The organism is Streptomyces sp. BR1 (genome assembly GCF_052373795.1).
Taxonomy (GTDB): domain Bacteria; phylum Actinomycetota; class Actinomycetes; order Streptomycetales; family Streptomycetaceae; genus Streptomyces.
Genome location: NZ_CM126252.1, coordinates 6,836,489 through 6,853,328 on the forward strand (window position 1 = coordinate 6,836,489; position 16,840 = coordinate 6,853,328).

The 16,840-nt window shown below is 69.9% G+C and carries 15 protein-coding genes; 10 read left to right on the forward strand and 5 right to left on the reverse strand.

Annotated elements, in window-relative coordinates; genetic code table 11:
- Positions 1-33 precede the first annotated feature (33 nt).
- Positions 34-453 carry a chaplin gene (locus ACT1U9_RS30080; RefSeq protein WP_444535769.1) on the reverse strand — a complete coding sequence of 140 codons (420 nt, stop codon included), beginning with the start codon at positions 451-453 and terminating at the stop codon, positions 34-36.
- Between the two features lie 179 nt (positions 454-632).
- Between ACT1U9_RS30080 and ACT1U9_RS30085 the strand changes: the two genes are divergently transcribed.
- From ACT1U9_RS30085 to ACT1U9_RS30100, 4 genes are all read left to right on the forward strand, one after another.
- On the forward strand, positions 633-1,523 hold the full coding sequence (locus ACT1U9_RS30085; RefSeq protein ID WP_444535770.1) for an ATP-grasp domain-containing protein: 891 nt from the start codon (positions 633-635) through the stop codon (positions 1,521-1,523).
- Positions 1,524-1,552: 29 nt separating this feature from the next.
- Complete coding sequence (locus tag ACT1U9_RS30090; protein WP_444535771.1) at positions 1,553-2,353, forward strand: 2OG-Fe dioxygenase family protein; 801 nt, start codon at positions 1,553-1,555, stop codon at positions 2,351-2,353.
- A 344-nt stretch (positions 2,354-2,697) separates the two neighbouring features.
- Positions 2,698-3,744 carry a hypothetical protein gene (locus ACT1U9_RS30095; RefSeq protein WP_444535772.1) on the forward strand — a complete coding sequence of 349 codons (1,047 nt, stop codon included), beginning with the start codon at positions 2,698-2,700 and terminating at the stop codon, positions 3,742-3,744.
- A 42-nt stretch (positions 3,745-3,786) separates the two neighbouring features.
- Positions 3,787-4,734 (forward strand): phosphotransferase, encoded by a 948-nt coding sequence (locus ACT1U9_RS30100; protein WP_444535773.1) that lies wholly within the window; start codon positions 3,787-3,789, stop codon positions 4,732-4,734.
- On the opposite strand, the gene ACT1U9_RS30105 is transcribed toward ACT1U9_RS30100, so the two are convergent.
- From ACT1U9_RS30105 to ACT1U9_RS30115, 3 genes are read right to left on the reverse strand one after another with little or no spacing between them, the layout of a single operon-like run.
- Positions 4,731-5,675 carry a phosphotransferase gene (locus ACT1U9_RS30105; protein WP_444535774.1) on the reverse strand — a complete coding sequence of 315 codons (945 nt, stop codon included), beginning with the start codon at positions 5,673-5,675 and terminating at the stop codon, positions 4,731-4,733. The genes ACT1U9_RS30100 and ACT1U9_RS30105 overlap by 4 nt on opposite strands.
- Before the next feature lie 4 nt (positions 5,676-5,679).
- Positions 5,680-8,370: an ATP/GTP-binding protein gene (locus ACT1U9_RS30110; RefSeq protein ID WP_444535775.1), complete on the reverse strand. Its 2,691-nt coding sequence runs from the start codon at positions 8,368-8,370 to the stop codon at positions 5,680-5,682.
- 56 nt (positions 8,371-8,426) lie between these two features.
- Entirely contained in the window at positions 8,427-8,963 is a 537-nt protein-coding gene (locus tag ACT1U9_RS30115; protein WP_444535776.1) for a histidine kinase, read from the reverse strand.
- A 143-nt stretch (positions 8,964-9,106) separates the two neighbouring features.
- Between ACT1U9_RS30115 and ACT1U9_RS30120 the strand changes: the two genes are divergently transcribed.
- The 6 genes from ACT1U9_RS30120 (at position 9,107) to ACT1U9_RS30145 (ending at position 15,805) form a co-directional block, all read left to right on the forward strand.
- Complete coding sequence (locus ACT1U9_RS30120; protein ID WP_444535777.1) at positions 9,107-9,559, forward strand: MarR family winged helix-turn-helix transcriptional regulator; 453 nt, start codon at positions 9,107-9,109, stop codon at positions 9,557-9,559.
- A gap of 86 nt (positions 9,560-9,645) precedes the next feature.
- The gene (locus tag ACT1U9_RS30125; protein ID WP_444535778.1) at positions 9,646-10,977 is read left to right on the forward strand and encodes an MFS transporter; all 1,332 of its coding nucleotides are present in this window, start codon (positions 9,646-9,648) and stop codon (positions 10,975-10,977) included.
- Positions 10,978-11,019: 42 nt separating this feature from the next.
- On the forward strand, positions 11,020-11,604 hold the full coding sequence (locus ACT1U9_RS30130; protein WP_444535779.1) for a hydrolase: 585 nt from the start codon (positions 11,020-11,022) through the stop codon (positions 11,602-11,604).
- 255 nt (positions 11,605-11,859) lie between these two features.
- Positions 11,860-13,587 carry a choice-of-anchor A family protein gene (locus tag ACT1U9_RS30135; RefSeq protein WP_444535780.1) on the forward strand — a complete coding sequence of 576 codons (1,728 nt, stop codon included), beginning with the start codon at positions 11,860-11,862 and terminating at the stop codon, positions 13,585-13,587.
- A 206-nt stretch (positions 13,588-13,793) separates the two neighbouring features.
- Positions 13,794-14,534: a L,D-transpeptidase family protein gene (locus ACT1U9_RS30140; RefSeq protein WP_444535781.1), complete on the forward strand. Its 741-nt coding sequence runs from the start codon at positions 13,794-13,796 to the stop codon at positions 14,532-14,534.
- 161 nt (positions 14,535-14,695) lie between these two features.
- Positions 14,696-15,805 carry an alpha/beta hydrolase gene (locus ACT1U9_RS30145; RefSeq protein WP_444535782.1) on the forward strand — a complete coding sequence of 370 codons (1,110 nt, stop codon included), beginning with the start codon at positions 14,696-14,698 and terminating at the stop codon, positions 15,803-15,805.
- 40 nt (positions 15,806-15,845) lie between these two features.
- On the opposite strand, the gene ACT1U9_RS30150 is transcribed toward ACT1U9_RS30145, so the two are convergent.
- On the reverse strand, positions 15,846-16,781 hold the full coding sequence (locus ACT1U9_RS30150) for an AraC family transcriptional regulator (protein WP_444535783.1): 936 nt from the start codon (positions 16,779-16,781) through the stop codon (positions 15,846-15,848).
- Positions 16,782-16,840: the final 59 nt, after the last annotated feature.

Below are 16,840 nucleotides of genomic sequence, written 5' to 3' on the forward strand. Positions count from 1 at the left end.
CGCGGCGGTGCCGACCGGTGGTCATGCGGTGCGTCAGAGAATGCCGATGCTGTTGCCGCAGACGTTGATGGGGATGTCGATCGGGACCTGGACGAGGTTGCCGGACAGGACGCCGGGGGAGTCGGAGACGCGTCCGAAGGCTTCGGCGCCGCCGCCCTCGTTGCGGCAGGTCCGGCCTTCCTCGCTGAAGCGGTCGAAGCGGTCGTAGCGCTCGAAGCGGTTGCCGTAGCCGTGGTGGTCGCGGTCGCCGTAGCTGTTGTGGTCCCGGCGGTCGCGGTCACCGTAGTTGTGGTGGTCCCGGTCGCCGTAGCCGTGGTGCTCCCGGCTGTTGTGGTTGCGCTCGTCGCCGTAGCCGTGGTTGCCATGGCCGTCGGCCATGGCGGGGGCGGCGAAGCCGATGGACAGGGTGGCGCCGACGAGGGCGCAGACGAGGTACTTCTTGGGGTTTGTCATATAAGCAGGAAAGAGGAGGAATGGTGTCGTAGTGTGTAGCGACACCGCAGATACACCCGTTTGTCCGAGTGTTGATTCAAGCCGCCTCCGGTGCGGCCGGGCCGTTCTTGCCCCGACCCGATGGGTCCATGACACTTATGTCGTCGAGGGCGCGTCCCAACGTATGACCAGGGGGTGGCATGAGCGGCGTTACCAAAGTCGCGGTGGTGACGAGCGATGCCGGGCTTGAGTACGACGTCGATCTGCCTCTGATCGTGGACGCGCTGCGCGCCGACGGTATGGACGCGCAAGCGGTGACGTGGGACGCGGATCGCGGCAGCTGGGAGCGGTACGACCTGGCGGTCATCCGCTCCACCTGGGACTACGCGGAACGCCACGACGAGTATCTGACCTGGGTGGACACGGCGTCCCGGGCCACCCGGCTGTGGAATCCGGCGCCGGTGGTGCACTGGAACAGCGACAAGCGGTATCTGCTGGAGCTCGGTGAGCGCGGGGTTCCCGTCGTACCGACGCGGTTTCTCGCACCGGACGAGGCGATCGACGGGGAAGTCTTCGACAAGGCCGATGGTGTGGTGGTCAAACCGGCGGTGTCCGCCGGGGCGCGTGACACCGCGCGCTATCTGCCCGGTCGGCACGCGGATGCGGCGGGACATGCGCGGATGCTCCTTGCGCAGGGCCGCACGGTGATGGTCCAGCCGTATCTGCCGCTGGTGGAGGAGGGGGAGCGGGCGCTGGTCTTCGTCGCGGGCGACTTCAGCCACGCGATCCGCAAGGGGCCGGTGCTGACCGAGGCCGGGGTGATCGACAACGAGCGCGTCCCGCATCCGGGTGTCGCTCCGTACGAGCCGACTCAGGCGGAGTTGCACGCAGCACGGGCGGCACTGGCGGCGGTTCCCCCGCCGGGCGATCTGCTCTTCGCCCGAGTGGATCTGGCGCTGGGGGAGAACCGGCAGCCGATGGTGATGGAGCTGGAACTCGTCGAGCCGAATCTGTTCCTTGATACGGACCCGCGCGGACTGGAGCGTTTCGTCGAGGCCGTGGCCGCCGAGAGCCGCAGAACTCGGGCATAGCCACCGGCCACTGGGAAATTGGGGGCGGCGTGCCCGGTGGTGAGCACTTACTGGCCGAATCGGCGACGGAGGAGGTCGCGCGGAGACTTTCGGGACAGGGCTGGACGTTCGTGAACGGCGACCGCTTCGCGCTGGCGAAAGCCTTCTCGCGATTTCGGGCCGACTCGCACGACACCTGGGAGTCATTGCCCGCCGACCCCTATGCACCACCGGACACCGGCCGATACCGGCGCTACGGCCGTCTGCTGTGGCAGGGAAATGCGCGCGCGGGCCGGTTCCGGGGTCGATTGCTGCGCCTGCCGCATCTCCCGTATCACCAGAAGGCGGAGGTCAACGCCCTCGCGGGCGGCATCGACCGTATGTTTGCGCCGCTGCCTGAGCACATCAGCGGCAGCGCTCTGGTACTGCGGCTGCTGCGCTTCGACCTGGCCGCGGCCGGGGCGGGGCAGGGGCTCTGGGAGGTGGACATGCATATGGTGCGGATCGCGCCGGGGCCCGGCGGCCTTGGCCGGCCGGCTCCGGAAGGGGTGCACCGGGACGGCCTGGACGCCATCGCCATTCACCTGATCGAGGCGAGTGGGGTCGAAGGAGGTGTGAGCAGCGTATTCGACGACGAGGGGCGGGAATTGGGGCGCGTACGCCTGACGCGCCCACTGGACTCCCTCCTGGTGGACGACCGTCGGCTGAGGCACTTCACCACGCCCGTACGACGTCGGCACACCGTCGTGGCGGCCGGTCCGTCGCGGGGCCTGCGTGACGTACTCCTTGTCGGTATGCGGCGCTCGACGAGTGTGGACGGGTTGACCACCGGCACTCGGCGCAACGGTTGATCCACCCGGGTCTCCCGCTGGCCCCAACTCGCCCTCGCCCGGCGGAACACGGGCGGTGCTCCGGTGGGGAGCTGCTAGCCTCTGCGTTCTCCAGAGCACCCCTCGCCGAGACCTCGGCCCCGCATGCCTGGACTCCTTCTTGCCACCCGCAGCCCGGACGGAACGCGCTTGTGCATGAGAATCCCCCGACCTCGGCCAGTGAGCACGCGGCGGCAGAGCGAGCCTTCCGCCGTTTGGGGTCCGTATACGAAACGTATGGCGCCCAGGACAGGCAGACGCTGATCGACTGCCTCAACCAGGGGCTTGAGCTCGCCCATGAACGCCGGCTCGGCCTGGGATGGCTGGTGGACGCGGCGTACGGATTCACGGCGGACCACGTCTGGGAAGGGACACTGCGCCCACGTGTGCCGGGGGCGGACGGGGACCCCGATGTTCCACTGACCACCGCCGGGCAGGCGTTTGCCCTGGCCCTGGTGGCCGTGGTGGCGCGCCAGCACACGCATCGCCGGGTGACGGAGAGCGTCCTCGAACGGTGTCTGGACGCGGATCTGCTGAGCGGCGAGGCGTATGACCTGGTGTCCTACTTCCATGCCGAGTGCGCCCGTGACCTGGGGAGATTCACCGAATCGGAGGCCGAACTGCGGACGCTGGCGGAGGGCGGACGCAGAATCGCCGACACCGCAATGAAGGGCCTGATCCATCTGCGGCGAAGAGCCGGGCAGTTCCGCGCGATGCACGCTGATCTGGAGACACTGCCTCCGGCGCCTGTCTGGTCGCGGCTCGCCGGGGATCTGTGGTGGACACAGGCGTGCTTCGACCGCGCCGATGAGTGCTATCTGACCGCTCGCGATCTGGCCTGGTCTCAGGGGGCGGTGGGTGAATCCGCTCTCTCGGAAGCCTGCCGTGCTTTCGCGGCCGGGTTCGGCAGTCCCGCGTATGCCGCGCGTACGGTGGAGTCGGCGCGGGAACTGCTCACCGCCGTGGACATCACCTGGGCCGAGATTCAGGTGACCCTCGCCGTGCTTCTCGCGGATGCGGGGAAGGCGGGTGCGGACGGTGAATTCCATGCCCGTTGCGACGAGGTGGTCGCCAAGTCCCGGTCCGCCGGGCTGAGTTCGAGCGCCGCTTACGCCGAATTCGCTCGGGCCTTTCACGCCGCTGTGCGGCGCGACCCCTCGGTGATGAGCGTCGCTCGTGACAACCTCGCCGCGCAGGTGGATTCCGGGCAGTTCGTTTATCTGCTGGAAATCATCGACTTCTGGCTCGCCGAGGGGGCTGCGCAACACCGGCGGGCCGCGTCGGTGTCCGACTGGATCGACTCGGCACAGAGCACGGCGGCGCGCTGGCGCGAGATCGTCGAACAACGCCGGGCGCACCTCGCCCACCCCTGATCGCCAACCTGACCACACCCACCACAAGGAGTGCCGCTCACCATGGCCCGCTACACCACGCTTGAGTCCGACGATGTCCAGCGTCTGTGTCAGGGCTATGAGTTGACGGTTCATCAGGTATCACCGCTGAACGGCGGAATGGCCAACTCAAGCTACCTGGTGTCCTGCCTCGAAGGCCCGCACGTACTGACCGTCCTCGACAACCACAGCGCCGAATCCGCGTACTCCCTGGTTCGTCTGCTGCATCACCTCAGCGGCGAGGGAGTGTCAACTCCCGCTCCATTGACCATGTCTGATGGTTCGTCGGTTTCGGACCACGAACACCGCCCTGTGATCGTCAAGCCTTATGTGTCCGGCCGGTGTCATGACGTACTGCCCGTCCACCTGCTTCCTGCGGCAGGCGCGGCGCTGGCCGCCGTTCATGTGCTGCCCGTCGACGGCGTCCCCGATGTGCCGCTGTACGGGCGCCGGTTGCCCGCCGATGCCCGGCAGCGCTGTGAGACCTTCCCCGACCGGGGATTCGCGGCCTGGCTGACCGCTGTGTGGGGGAGCGTCGACCGCATCACCGTGCGGGACGTGAAGCCCGTCCTGGTGCACGGGGACCTCTTCGCCGACAACATCGTGGTCGGCGAGGACGGTGAACTGGTCATCCTGGACTGGGAGACGGCCTCGCTCGACGATCCGCTCATCGACCTCGGCATGGCCATCGTCGGGCTGTGCCGTGTCGGCGCCGAGTTCCACGCGGGGCGTGCCCGGCGACTCGTGGAGGGGTACGCGGAAGCCGCCACGGACGCGGAGATCGACCCCGCCGAACTGCTCGACGCGGCGGTCTACGCCTCACTGGTGATCGCCTACCACCGTTACGTACGACACCACCTCACGCACCCCGACCCTGCCAACCACCACCTCTACCGGGAGATCCCGCCGTTCATCGACCAGATGCGCAGGGAATGGGCCGAGGCCATGACGCCCGCCGTCGTGTCCGGCTAGTTCCGCTCGCGCAGCGTCCGGGTGCCTTCCGCCACCGAGTCCACGAACGTGATCATCTCCATGTGGTAGCCGCTCTTGCGCGGGTCGGGGAAGCGGATGTGATGGCGGCGGTAGCGGTGGAACGCGATGATCAGCGCCGCGTGGATGATCTCCATGGGCAGGTCGCCCCGGTCGGCATCCGACAACGGGGCGACCTGCTCGTAACCGCTGACCAGCGCGCGCAGCCGAGCCGGTGCGAGCAGACCCGCCTCCCGTGCCACACCCACCGCCGCCGCACCCAGATCGAGGAGGGGGTCGTCGAGGGTGAGTGTCTCCCAGTCGAGCAGGGAGAGGCCGCCGTCGGCACGTATCACGATGTTGTCGTCGAAGAAGTCGCCGTGCACGATCCTGGGCGTACGACGGTTGGCGGCCTCTGCGGTGTGGACGCGGTCGAGGTGGTCGGTGAGCCAGGCGGCGAATTCCTTGTCCGTGAACTCCCGGATGAGCACCTCGTGTTGAGGGGTCAGCCGACGTGTACCGACCGGGATGTCGGCGAGGCCGGGTGACGCGGCTGGGAGCGCGTGGAGTTCGGCGAGCATACGGCCCGCCGCGGGGAGGTGGGCCAAGGGCAGCGGTTGCCTGACGGTCCCTTCGATCCACTTCTTCAGGACCGCCCCACGGCCGCGTAACCGGGTGATCGGTGCGCCGTCCACGGTCGGGACGACCTCGTTGGTCGGCACACCCAGCCGGAAGAGCGCCTGGGTGTGCGCGGAGAGCCGGCGTGCGCTCGCGGTGTCGTGGTTGTCGAGGATCGTCAGGACGTACGTGCCGGTCGCCGCCGTGACACGGAAACTGGAGTTGGCGGCGCCGCCGGGCAGTGGGGCGAGCCGGATCGGGCCGAGGCCGTAGTGGTAGGCGACGGCGGACAGGTCGGTGTCGTCGAGCGTGGTGTAGGTCGCCATCGGCTCATTCCCCCCTCACGGCACGCGCGGCGGCTTCGCGGCGCCGGTCCTGCACGACGGCCGTCCAGCGCGCCCGCACCTGTGGCCGGCCGTCGAGCCAGTGGGCTCGGGGCAGATCGGCGGGCGGCTCCTCGTCGGCCATCAGATAGGAGAGCTCGGCCAGATACGCAAACTCCTCACCCCGTACGCACGTACGCAACCGGGCCCGGGCGTCGTCGAGCTGATCGGGATGCCCCAGAACGGCCGCGTGCAGGCACATGGCGAGGCGCACATACGCGATGGATGAGGTGAGACCCGCCTCGCGTGCCTGGGCGAGGAGGTCATCGGCCCGCTCGGGCAGATCCGAGGCCACGCCCGCGTCCCGGATCAGGGCCGCGATGTGGTTCTGGACCTCGGCCCAGCGGATGGAGACCCCGGCGAGCATGTCCTCGGCCCGGGCGATCTGTTCGGCGGAGCGGGGCCGGTCCTGGAAGGCGGCGGCGTAGGCCAGACACGCCTGGGACAACGCCGCCTCACCCGGCTGACCAGCGCGCAGCGCTTCGTCGCGGGCGGCGGCGTACGCGGAGCAGGCGAGCCCCATGCTGCCCTGGGTCCACCACAGATCGCCGAGGACCCGGTCGCGGCGACCCTCGGGGCCAAGTGCCTCGGCGGCGGTACGGACGTGCCCGAACCGGCCGATGCGGCGCGCCAGATGCACCAGACCCCGGGCGGCCGTGGGGGCGAGGTGACCACCGGCCTCGGCGACCTGCCGCATCCCTTCCAGCGACGCGTCGAAGTGGCCCAGATCGCGGTCGCATTCGGCGAGGAAGTACCTGGGTAACTCCAGGAGTTCATCGGGCAGTTGGCCGCTGGCGAGCACGGTGCGCAGCTGCTCGGCGGTCTCACCCCGGTGGCGGCGCTGGCGCCGGGCGATCACCGAGAGCGTCACGGCGAGCGCTTCGGCCGGGCTGTCGATGCCCGGAGGTGCCTGGGGTGGCTGGGGTGCCTGGAGAGCCGTTCCGGCGGCGGCCGGTAACTCGATGGGTTCCCAGACGAAATCGTCCACATAGCGGAATGCCGCGTCGGCCAGCCACGCCAGATCGAGCCGGTAGTCACGGGCCAGCCGCAAGCCCTGGCGCAGTGCGGCCACCAAGCGCGGCCGTTCACCCGTGGTCTGGGAGCCCAGGGCGTCGAAGGTGCGTCGCGCGGCGCGTTGCCAGTCGGCGGGGCTCCACCGGTCGTCGCTGGTGCAGTCGGCCTCGCGTACGGCGTCCCGTACGAGATCGTGCAGGTGGTACGGCCAGGGCGCGCCGTGGTCGCTGTCGACGAACGGCCGCTCGACCAGATCGAGGGCGGGCGCGTCGTGCTCCAGCCCGGCGGACGCGGTCGCCAGCTCCACCGAGAACGAGTCGAGCAGACTCACCGCGCGCAGCACCCGCCGCACATCGGCGGTGAGATCACGGAAGGTGCGTGCGACCAGGGCGGGGAAGTCGAGGTTGAAGTCGGTGGGCTCGGGAGCGCGGCCGTCGCGCCGGTAGAGGTCCAGGAACCGCATGACGGCCAGATCGAGATAGAGCGGCAGACCGTGGGAGTTCGCGGTGATCAGCCGACGGGTGTGGTCGTCTATCAGCGGGCTGCCGCCGAGCGTGAGCCGATGGCACAGATACGTCTCGCAGTCGCCCGCCGACAGGTAGCCCACCGGGTGCTGGCGCGGATCCTCCTCGGAGCCGCCGGCCAGCAGCGGCCAGTACTGCGGACCCGCCCAGTCCAGCTGGCCCTCCAACTGCGGGTCGTCCCAAGGGAGTCGGTTGCGGCCGGTGATGATGAACAGCGCGTTCGGCATCAGCCAGACCACGCGCTGGATCAGCCGCTCCAGATCCCGGTGCACCCGGCTGCCGACGTCCTCGAAGGTGTCCAGGAGCACCACGAGCACAGCCCGGTTCCGGGCCGACACCCGGCTGAGGTCCCAGGCCAGCAGATGGGCGTAGTAGCTCAGCGCCTCCAGGTCCGGATCGGCCTCCAGCAGGTCGGCGAGGCGGCGGCAGTCGGCCAGGGCGCGCACCTGACGCCGGTGCTCGCGCAGCCCGCGCACCACGGCGCGCAGTCCCTGCCCCACCAACGCGCCTGCCGTACCCGGCAGTTGGAGTGCCTGGGCGACATCGGACAGGGCGGACTGCATCTGCCGGGGCATCGAGCGGGTCGCGGGGAAACGACTGAACCACGTACGCCGACGTAAGTACTCCTCGATCGGCTCACCGGGGTGGTTGCGCTCCCAGTACCGCTGGAAGGCGATGTCGAAGGTGGGCATCGGGACCCCGAGCTCCGCCACGGCGAGGCGCAGGGCCAGGATCAGTGCCTCGAAGTCCGTACCGGCGTCCCGCGCCAGATCCACCCGGACCGGAATGACCGGCCCGACCTGCGGATCCAGCGGCGGCCAGTTCGCCCCGTGGGCCCCGGCGTCCACCAGGTGCTCCGCCACACCACGGGAGAGCGTGGACTTCCCGATACCGCCCACGCCGTAGAAGACCAGTACGTTGCGCCGGGGTGTCTCCAGGTCCTGGACGTCGAAGGCGGGATCGTTCACCCACCGTATGTGGCGTACGAGGCTGGAGGCCACGGTGACCCATTCGTCACGTCGGTCGGCGAAGAAGTCGACCGCCCGTAACTCCCGGTCGTTGGACCGGAACAGCGCACGCAGATCCGCCCGTGAAGACACCGCGACTCCCCACCCCTAGGTCGCCCAACTCACCAAGCGCAGCAGGGTGATGACGCTTAGTCAAGCGGGTTCCGGGCATCGGTGGCGGACGGCGGATCCCCGGCCGGACGCTCGGCCTGCCGTTCGGCCGCGCGGACCTGCTCGGCGAACGCGCTCGCGGACAGCCGCTCGGCGACCACGTCGTGGTCGGCGGCCAACTGGTCGGCCGGTTCGGGCGAGGCTTCGTCCAGGTCGAGGACGAGCAGCGCGGCGCCGTCCGGGACGCGGGCGCTCAGCATGATGAGACCGGCTGTGTCGTCCATTTCGCGCTTGCCTTCGGCCGCGTTGCCGAGCGCCGCGCCCGCCGTGAAACCGAGCAGCATTCCGAGCGGGCCGCCGAGCAGGCCGATGAGGCCGCCCACCACGCCCGAGCCGACGGTGGGCACGCCCGCGCCGCGTACGTGGTTGTCGGGCACGTCCAGTACGCCGTCCGTCGAACGCTCCAGGATCGCTGCCTGCCGCAGCCCGGGCAGCTCCTTGGCCTGCGCGAACGCGGACCGGCAGCGCGCCGGGTCGGCGAACGGCAGCAGGACGACGTGGTGGCGGTCGCTCATGGAGCCTCCCGGCGGCGGACGAAGTGTCCCGCCCAGCATCACACCCGGGGTGGGGCCGCGCACATTTGTCGAGGCAAGGTCTTCAGGTGAGACTGTGCAGTTGAGACTGGACAGTCTGGGCTGAGGGATTTACGGTGGACGGTATGGAAGACGAGACCACCGAGGACATCTCCGGGTCGGCCATCGGTGCGGCGCGCGACCTGCGCGTGATGGTCAGTCGCCTGCGGCGACGGCTGCGGGAGATCGCCGAGACGCAGGACCTCACGCCGTCCCAGGTGTCGGCGCTCACTCTCGTGGGCAGGGCCGGCACCACCTCGGCCAGTGCTCTGGCGGCCACCGAGGGGGTGCGCCCCCAGTCGATGGCCGCCACGCTCGCGGGGTTGGACCGGCATGGGCTGATCCAGCGCCACCCCGACCCCCAGGACGGCCGCCGCCAGCTGGTCAGCCTGACCACAGCGGGCCGTGAGCGCGCCGAGGGCAACCGGCAGGCCCGCGTGGAGTGGCTGGCCCGGGCTCTCCAGGACCGCTACTCGGAGGACGAGCGGCGCACCATCGTCGAGGCGATGGCCCTGCTGGAACGGCTCACGCAGCCGTGAGCGCGTTAGCCGCACGGATAGCCCGCTCACTGCGCCGACCTTCGACCCGTTCACAGGACGGCTTCGATCGTCGCCTGATCGCCCCGATGATCCTGGGTTCGGTCCTGAACCCGATCAACTCCTCGATGATCGCGGTAGCGTTGGTGCCGATCGGCGCCGCGTTCGGGGCGCCGCCGGCGCGGACGGCCTGGCTGGTCTCCGCGCTCTACCTCGCCACCGCGATAGGCCAGCCGGTCATCGGACGCCTGGTGGACGGCTACGGTCCGCGCCGCCTCTACCTCGTCGGCACGGCCCTGGTCGGCGTCGCCGGGCTGGTCGGCACCCTCGCGCCCACCCTGGGCGTACTGATCGCGAGCCGGGTGCTGCTCGGGTTCGGCACCTCGGCCGCGTATCCGGCGTCGATGTCGCTGACCCGCAGCGAGGCCGAGCGCACCGGCCAGGAGAGCCCGGTCGGCATTCTGACCGCCCTGTCGGTGGCCAACCAGGTCACTGCCGTCGTCGGCCCCGCACTCGGCGGACTGTTGATCGGTCTGGGTGGCTGGCAGTGGATCTTCGCGGTCAACATCCCTCTCTCGGCCGCCTGTCTCGTACTGGCTGCGCGGCGTCTGCCCAAGGCGCCCCATGGTGGCGAACCGGATGCGCACCTGCCGAGAGCGCGGGTGGACCTGGCGGGCATGTGGCTGTTCGCGGTCGCGCTCGTCACCGCGATGCTGTTCCTGATGGGGCCTCAACTCGGCCATTGGTACCTGCTGGTTGTCGCCGCTGTGGCGGCAGGAGGATTTGCCGTACGGGAGTTGCGTGCGGCGGAGCCGTTCATCGATCTGCGGGTGTTCGGGAGGAACGCCCCGCTGATGACCACGTATCTGCGGCAGGTGCTGAGCTTCATCACGTTGTACGCCTTCCTGTACGGGTTCACCCAGTGGCTGGAGCAGGGGCGCGGCCTTTCCGCCTCGGTGGCCGGGCTGATCCAACTGCCGCTGTCGTTGAGCGCGGTGCTGGTCTCCGGTATCACCGGACGCCGTCCGTGGCTGCGCGGCAAGCTCGTCGTCGGCAGTGTCTTCCAGGTGGCCGGATCCGCGTTGTTGCTGCTCCTGGGGTCGGGCAGTGCGGTGTGGCTGCTGATCGCGGTGGGCGCGGTCATGGGGGTCCCGCAGGGTCTCATCGGGCTCGCCAACCAGAACGCGCTGTACCACCAGGCCGACCCCGCCCGCATCGGCTCCGCCGCCGGGCTGCTGCGTACGTTCATGTATCTCGGCGCGTTGATCGCCTCGTCCGCCAACGCCGCTTTCTTCAAGCACGGCGCCGACACCCGGGGGCTGCACGACCTGGCCTTGTTCATGGCCGCCGTGTCGGTCCTGCTCGCGGCCGCCACTCTTCTGGACCCGTGCTTGCGCCGCGTCGGCGCACGGAACCCGTAAACCATGCGATATGACACCTGACACACCAGAAAGGGCACACCCATGGCTCTCACCACCCTCGACGCACGCACCGCGCTCGTCGTGATCGACCTCCAGAAGGGCATCGTCGCCGCCCCGACCACTCCCCACACCGGTCCCGAGGTGGTGGCCCGCGCGGCCGAACTCGCCGCCGCCTTCCGGTCGTTCGGCCTCCCGGTCGTCCTGGTACGGGTCACCTTCGCCGCCGACGGATCGGATGCCGTCCCGGGCCGCACCGAGGCGAGCCATGGGGGAGCGGGGCGTCCCGAGGGCTGGGACGTCATCGTCGACGAGATGTCCGGGCACCCCGAGGACATCAGGGTGACCAAGCGCAACTGGGGCGCGTTCCACGGCACCGACCTCGACTTGCAGTTGCGCCGCCGGGGCGTCACCCAGATCGTGCTGGCCGGGATCGCCACGAGTATCGGCGTGGAGTCCACCGCACGCGCCGCCCACGAGCATGGCTATCACGTCACCCTGGCCACCGACGCCATGGCCGACATGGACGCGGAGGCGCATCGCAACAGCGTGGAGCGGATCTTCCCGCGCCTCGGTGAGAGCGGTACCACGGCCGAGATCGCCGCGCTGCTGGCCAAGACACGTCCTTGAACGAACGTGGGAGTGGCAGGCCAAGGCGTGCGTCGCTGAGTCCCGGGCCCTCGTACACGTGAATGCGAGCGCGTGTTCGATGCTCGGGCAAACTGGCCCATGTGAGCGATCTTCCGCGCGTCGCACGGGCCGGTTGGTGGGTCCTGGGCGCTCTACCGTTTCTGCTGGCTGGGTCCGCTGTTCGCGTCCACGTAGATCGGAGAGTCTGTGCCGAACCGCGCCCGCGCAAGAAGCCTGCTGGTACGGCTTGCGGTGGTGACAGCCCTGGCCGGTACGCCGCTGGCGGCGGCCTGGCCCAGTGCCGCCGTCTCGCTGCCCCCACCCCTTGGCGCCTGTTCGGGCCCGCAGTGTCCGGGCACCTACCCGCCGCCGCACAACGGTGACTTCGTCGGGCGGGACGCCTCGATCAACGTGTTTGTCGGCGGCGACTACAAGGTGCAGGGCCGGGCCGCCGAGGTGGAGGGCCAGGTCGTCACGCTCGGGAGTCTGAGCATCGCCAAGAACGGCGGCGGCGCGTTCAACATGAGCGTCGTCGGGGTGGGCTCGCGGGTGGTGCCGCCGGACGGCACGGACTTCGTCACGGTCGGCAAGGGCGTCTCGGTTGCGGGCGGCAACACCCTCTACCTCGGCGGTTCCGACTCCAGGACCACCGCCTGGGGCAATCTGCGGTACGGCACGACGGCCACCGGGACGATCAGCATCGCCCCGACCGGCAAGGCCGTCCAGGACAGCGGCGCGAGCACCAAGTACGCCGACCTGCTGCCGGTCATCGAGCGGTTCTCGCACACGATGGCCCGCCAGACCGCCACCGGTACGGTCACCGCGGCGAGCGGTGCGGTCACGTTCAAGGGTGACGGCACCAGCAAGCGGCAGGTGTTCAACGTCCCCGGTGACCTCGGTGGGCCGACGACTCAGGTGGGTCTGGCCTTCACGGGCATCCCGGCGGGCGCGACCGTGATCGTGAACATGCTCTCGGACACCCCCACCATCAACACCTACACCGGAACCGGACTGCCGGGCGACCAACTGACCCAACTGCGGCCGAAGTTGATGTGGAACTTCCCCACCGCGAGCACCGTGCGGCTCACCGGTGGCGCGCAGTTCCAGGGCTCGATGATGGCGGGCAACCCGGCCGGCACCACGACGATCTCCACACCGGGCATGAACGGCCGCGTCTACCTCGCCGGCAACCTGGTCCAGGAGGGCTCCGGCGGCTACGAGCTGCACAGCTATCCCTTCGACGGGGATCTGCCGGACGACGAGCCGCCGGTCGTCGTCCACGGCCGGATCAGTGTGACCAAGAAGGCCACCGACACGGGCCGGCCGCTGCCGGGCGCGGTGTTCCAGCTGTGGCGGGAGTCCAACGGCCAGGCCGGGTTGCAGACCGGCGGCGCCACACCGGACACGGCGGTCGGCGGTGCGTGCACAACGGGCGCGGACGGGGAGTGCCGGGCGGCCGATCTGCCGCTGGGCTCGTACTACTGGCAGGAGACGAAGGCGCCGAACGGCTATGTGCTGCCCCGGCCCCATGTGTCCGGCCCGCACCAGCTGACCGCCGAGAACGCCGAGCAAGGCGTCGCCGTCACGGTTGAGGACGCCCCGGTCCCGCCGGTTCACGGAGGTATCTATGTCCACAAGACGGACGAGACGACCGATCGGCCACTGAGCGGCGTGGTGTTCGAGCTGTGGCGGGAGACCAACGGGCGGCCGGGCCTGCAGACGTCCGGCCCCGGTCCCGACACCAAGACCGGCCCCGCGTGCGCGACCAACGGCACGGGCACGTGCGACTTCGACGGGCTCGCGCTCGGCACGTACTACGTCCGGGAGGTCGCGGTGCCCGAGGGGTATGTGCTGCCCGGCGACCCCGTCTCGGGTCCGTACGTCCTCACCGCCGAGAACGCGCCGAAGGGCATCGAGGTGCGGCTCACCAACAAGCGCGGCGAGCCGGACAAGGGGAAGGGCAAGGGAGGCCCGCACCGCTGATACGGCAGGTCGGGTTCACCCCTGGCGGCCCCGGTTCGTACGCGCACATCGCGTCGGGCCGGGGCCGTCCGCGTGATTCGTTGTACGCGTGCACCGCCACCCGGATGGCCCCGGGCACCCGGCGGCCCGTGCCGTGCCGTGCTCGAATGGCGCCAAGGCGCCGGTGCCTGGACGCTGTCGCCGCATCCAGCGACCCGGAGCACGTGATGATCCCGCTCATATGCAGCCGCCTTCGCCAGGCGGTCTCCCTCGGCCTGTTCGCCGCTCTGGCGCTCGGCCTGACCGCCGAGTCGGCATCGGCTTCTGCGGCGACTCCGCCCGAGCCCGCGTGCACCGCGGACACCGGCCCGTATCAATGGCAGCTGGAGCGATATCTGAAGCTCCCCGCCGACGGCCGCCAGTCGCCCGCCGACTGCGCGGCGATCCGGACCTTCCAGGCGCGCAACGGCGTCGTCCCGGCCGACGGCTACGCGAGCCTGGCCACGTACCGTACGACCTTGGTGATCGAAGAGCACCGCGCTCCCAACAAGGCCGGAAAGTGCCCCCGGCGGGAGGACCGGGTCGTCTGTGTCGATCTGGAGCGGCAGCTCCTGTGGGTGCAGCGCGACGGCAAGGTGATCTATCCGGCGGTCGCGGTCCGCAGCGGCCGCTGGGGTCAGACGACCCGCGACGGATGGCACGAGATCACCGAACGCCGCATCGACGACCACTCCGAGCTCTACGACAACGCGCCCATGCCGTACGCCCAGTACTTCTCGGGCGGCCAGGCCTTCCACGGGGTGTACGGCGACCTCTTCAACGGCGGTGGCTCGGCGGGCTGCATCAACCTGCGGCTGGCCGACGCCCAGCGCCTGTGGAACACCATCGAGACCGGCGACGCCGTCTTCATCTGGGGTCAGAAACCGGCCACGGGGTCCGTGCGCAGCGCATCCGCCGCTCGCCGCTGACGCCGAGGGCTCGGAGGCGGCTCCCGGAGATGGCCCCCGGAGGTGGAACGGATCCCCGCTGATGCTTATCTATACCGGTGCACACCCCTGCGTGGTGCTGCCCCCGGGCGCGCGTGCCCGCGTGTCCGGGTGAACAACTGGCAGAGAGCGTCACTGATTTCATGGGTCTCACGAGCGGCAAGGTTCTGGCTCTGGCCGTGTTCGGCGCGATGGTGCTGTTCGCGGTCACTGTCTGGCTGTGGCCGAACCTGGCACGGAACACCTGGCGAGCCATTCTGGGGAGGGTGGGGCTCATCCTCTCGGTCCAGCTCCTGGTGTTCGCCTCGGTGGGCCTCATCGCCAACAACACCTTCCTGTTCTACGGCTCGTGGGCGGATCTCCTCGGTCACCAGGACGGGGTCGGGGTCATGGACAACGCGGCCGCCGGCCCGGACGTGAAGCTGATCGCCAAGCAGAAGGTCGACGTCCCCGGCGGCGGAACACCCCATATCGGCGGTGAGATCCAGAAGGTCATGGTGCAGGGCGAGAAGTCCCATATCGCCAGCCCGGCCTATGTGTATCTGCCGCCGGAGTACTTCCAGAAGGCGTACGAGGGCAAGAAGTTCCCGGTGTCGGTCGTGCTCACCGGGTTCCCGGGCACCGCCGAGAACCTGCTCAAGGGGCTGCGCTACCCGAAGACGGCCTGGATGCAGGCCAAGGACCACAAGATGTCGCCGATGATCCTGGTGATGATGCGGCCGACCGTCGTGCCGCCGCGCAACACGCAGTGCGTCGACATCCCGAAGGGCCCGCAGACCGAGACGTTCTTCGCCGCCGATCTTCCGCGCGCGATCTCGTCCAACTACCGGGTCGGCACCAAGCCGCGCAACTGGGGCTTCATCGGTGACTCCACCGGTGGCTACTGCGCGCTTGCGGTGGCGCTGCACCACCCGGAGAAGTACGCGGCCGGAGTGGGCCTGTCGGCCGACTACAAGCCCGAGATCGACATGGACTCCGGGGACCTCTTCCACGGCAACAAGCGCGAGGAGCACCGCGCGGACCTGCTGTGGGCCCTGGACCACCTGCCGCAGGGCAACTCCTCCTTCCTGGTCACCACGTCCAAGAAGGGCGAGGGCAACTACCGGGCGACGCAGAAGTTCATCGCGAAGGTGAAGGCCCCCGCCCGGGTCTCCTCGATCACGCTGGACACCGGGGGCCACAACTTCAACACCTGGCGCCGGGAGATCCCGCCCGCCCTCGACTGGCTCAGCAGCCGCCTCAGCGCGAACTGAGCACGACCGCAGGGCAGTTGATCGGCTGCCCTGGTAGGAATCAAGCGGCGCGGGCCGCCCGGCGGTAGCCGCCGGGGGCCTCGCCGTACTCCCGCTTGAACGCCTTGGCGAAGGCGTACTCGGAGCTGTATCCGGTCTGCGCCGCGACCGTGGTCAGCGGGGACTCGGACTCGCGCAGCAGCCTGGCGGCGGTCGTCATGCGCCACCGCGTCAGATAGGCCATGGGCGGCTCGCCCACCAGCGTCGTGAAACGGCGGGCGAAGGCCGCGCGCGACAGGCCCGCCCGGTCGGCCAGCGCCTCGACCGTCCACTGGCTCGACGGGGTCTCGTGGATGGCCGCCAGCGCGGGTGCGACCGCCGAGTCGCCGAGCGCGGCCGCCCAGCCCGCGGCGGCCGCGGGCGGCTGGTCCTCGAACCAGGCGCGCAGGATGTAGAGCAGCAGCGAGTCGATCAGCGCCGGGACGATGCCCGCCGACCCGATGCGCGGGTTCTCCAGCTCCGAGCCGAGCAGCTGGACCGCCGCGCTGAGCTCGGGGTGCCGGCCGTGCCGGGTGGGCAGGTGGATGATCTCGGGCAGCTGCCGTACGAGCGGATGCGGACGGCCCTGGTCCAGGTGGTAGTTGCCGCACAGCAGGCTGGTGCGCGGCCCGTCGCCGCCGAGGGTCACCGTGCCGATCGGAATGCCCGCCCGGTACTGGCCGTGCCCCTCCACCTCGGCCGGGGTGGACGGCTGGTCGGCGAGGATGTGGCCGCGACCGTCCCGCAGGAAGAGCACGTCGCCGGGGCTCAGCGCGATCGGCTCGGCGCCGGGCGCGTTGTCCAGCGGGACCAGCCAGCACGTTCCGTACAGCACCACATGGAAACCGGCGCCCGCGACCGGGGGGAGGCGCAGGCCCCAGGGCGCGCGGCCCTCGGTGCGTACGGAAGCGGGCTGTCCCGTCCGCATCGAGCTCAGTGCCTCGGTCAGGATGTCCAACGCCCGCCCCTTCTCCCCGTGTCCCACCTGTGGTTGCGCACCCACCCTAGAACCTGCTG

Coding starts and splice junctions, on each gene's coding strand:
- ACT1U9_RS30130 (WP_444535779.1), top strand. CDS start 11,020: ATGGCTCTCACCACCCTCGACGCACGCACCGCGCTCGTCGTGATCGAC.
- ACT1U9_RS30115 (WP_444535776.1), bottom strand. CDS start 8,963: ATGAGCGACCGCCACCACGTCGTCCTGCTGCCGTTCGCCGACCCGGCG.
- ACT1U9_RS30140 (WP_444535781.1), top strand. CDS start 13,794: ATGATCCCGCTCATATGCAGCCGCCTTCGCCAGGCGGTCTCCCTCGGC.
- ACT1U9_RS30085 (WP_444535770.1), top strand. CDS start 633: ATGAGCGGCGTTACCAAAGTCGCGGTGGTGACGAGCGATGCCGGGCTT.
- ACT1U9_RS30105 (WP_444535774.1), bottom strand. CDS start 5,675: ATGGCGACCTACACCACGCTCGACGACACCGACCTGTCCGCCGTCGCC.
- ACT1U9_RS30080 (WP_444535769.1), bottom strand. CDS start 453: ATGACAAACCCCAAGAAGTACCTCGTCTGCGCCCTCGTCGGCGCCACC.
- ACT1U9_RS30125 (WP_444535778.1), top strand. CDS start 9,646: ATGATCCTGGGTTCGGTCCTGAACCCGATCAACTCCTCGATGATCGCG.
- ACT1U9_RS30120 (WP_444535777.1), top strand. CDS start 9,107: ATGGAAGACGAGACCACCGAGGACATCTCCGGGTCGGCCATCGGTGCG.
- ACT1U9_RS30100 (WP_444535773.1), top strand. CDS start 3,787: ATGGCCCGCTACACCACGCTTGAGTCCGACGATGTCCAGCGTCTGTGT.
- ACT1U9_RS30145 (WP_444535782.1), top strand. CDS start 14,696: ATGGGTCTCACGAGCGGCAAGGTTCTGGCTCTGGCCGTGTTCGGCGCG.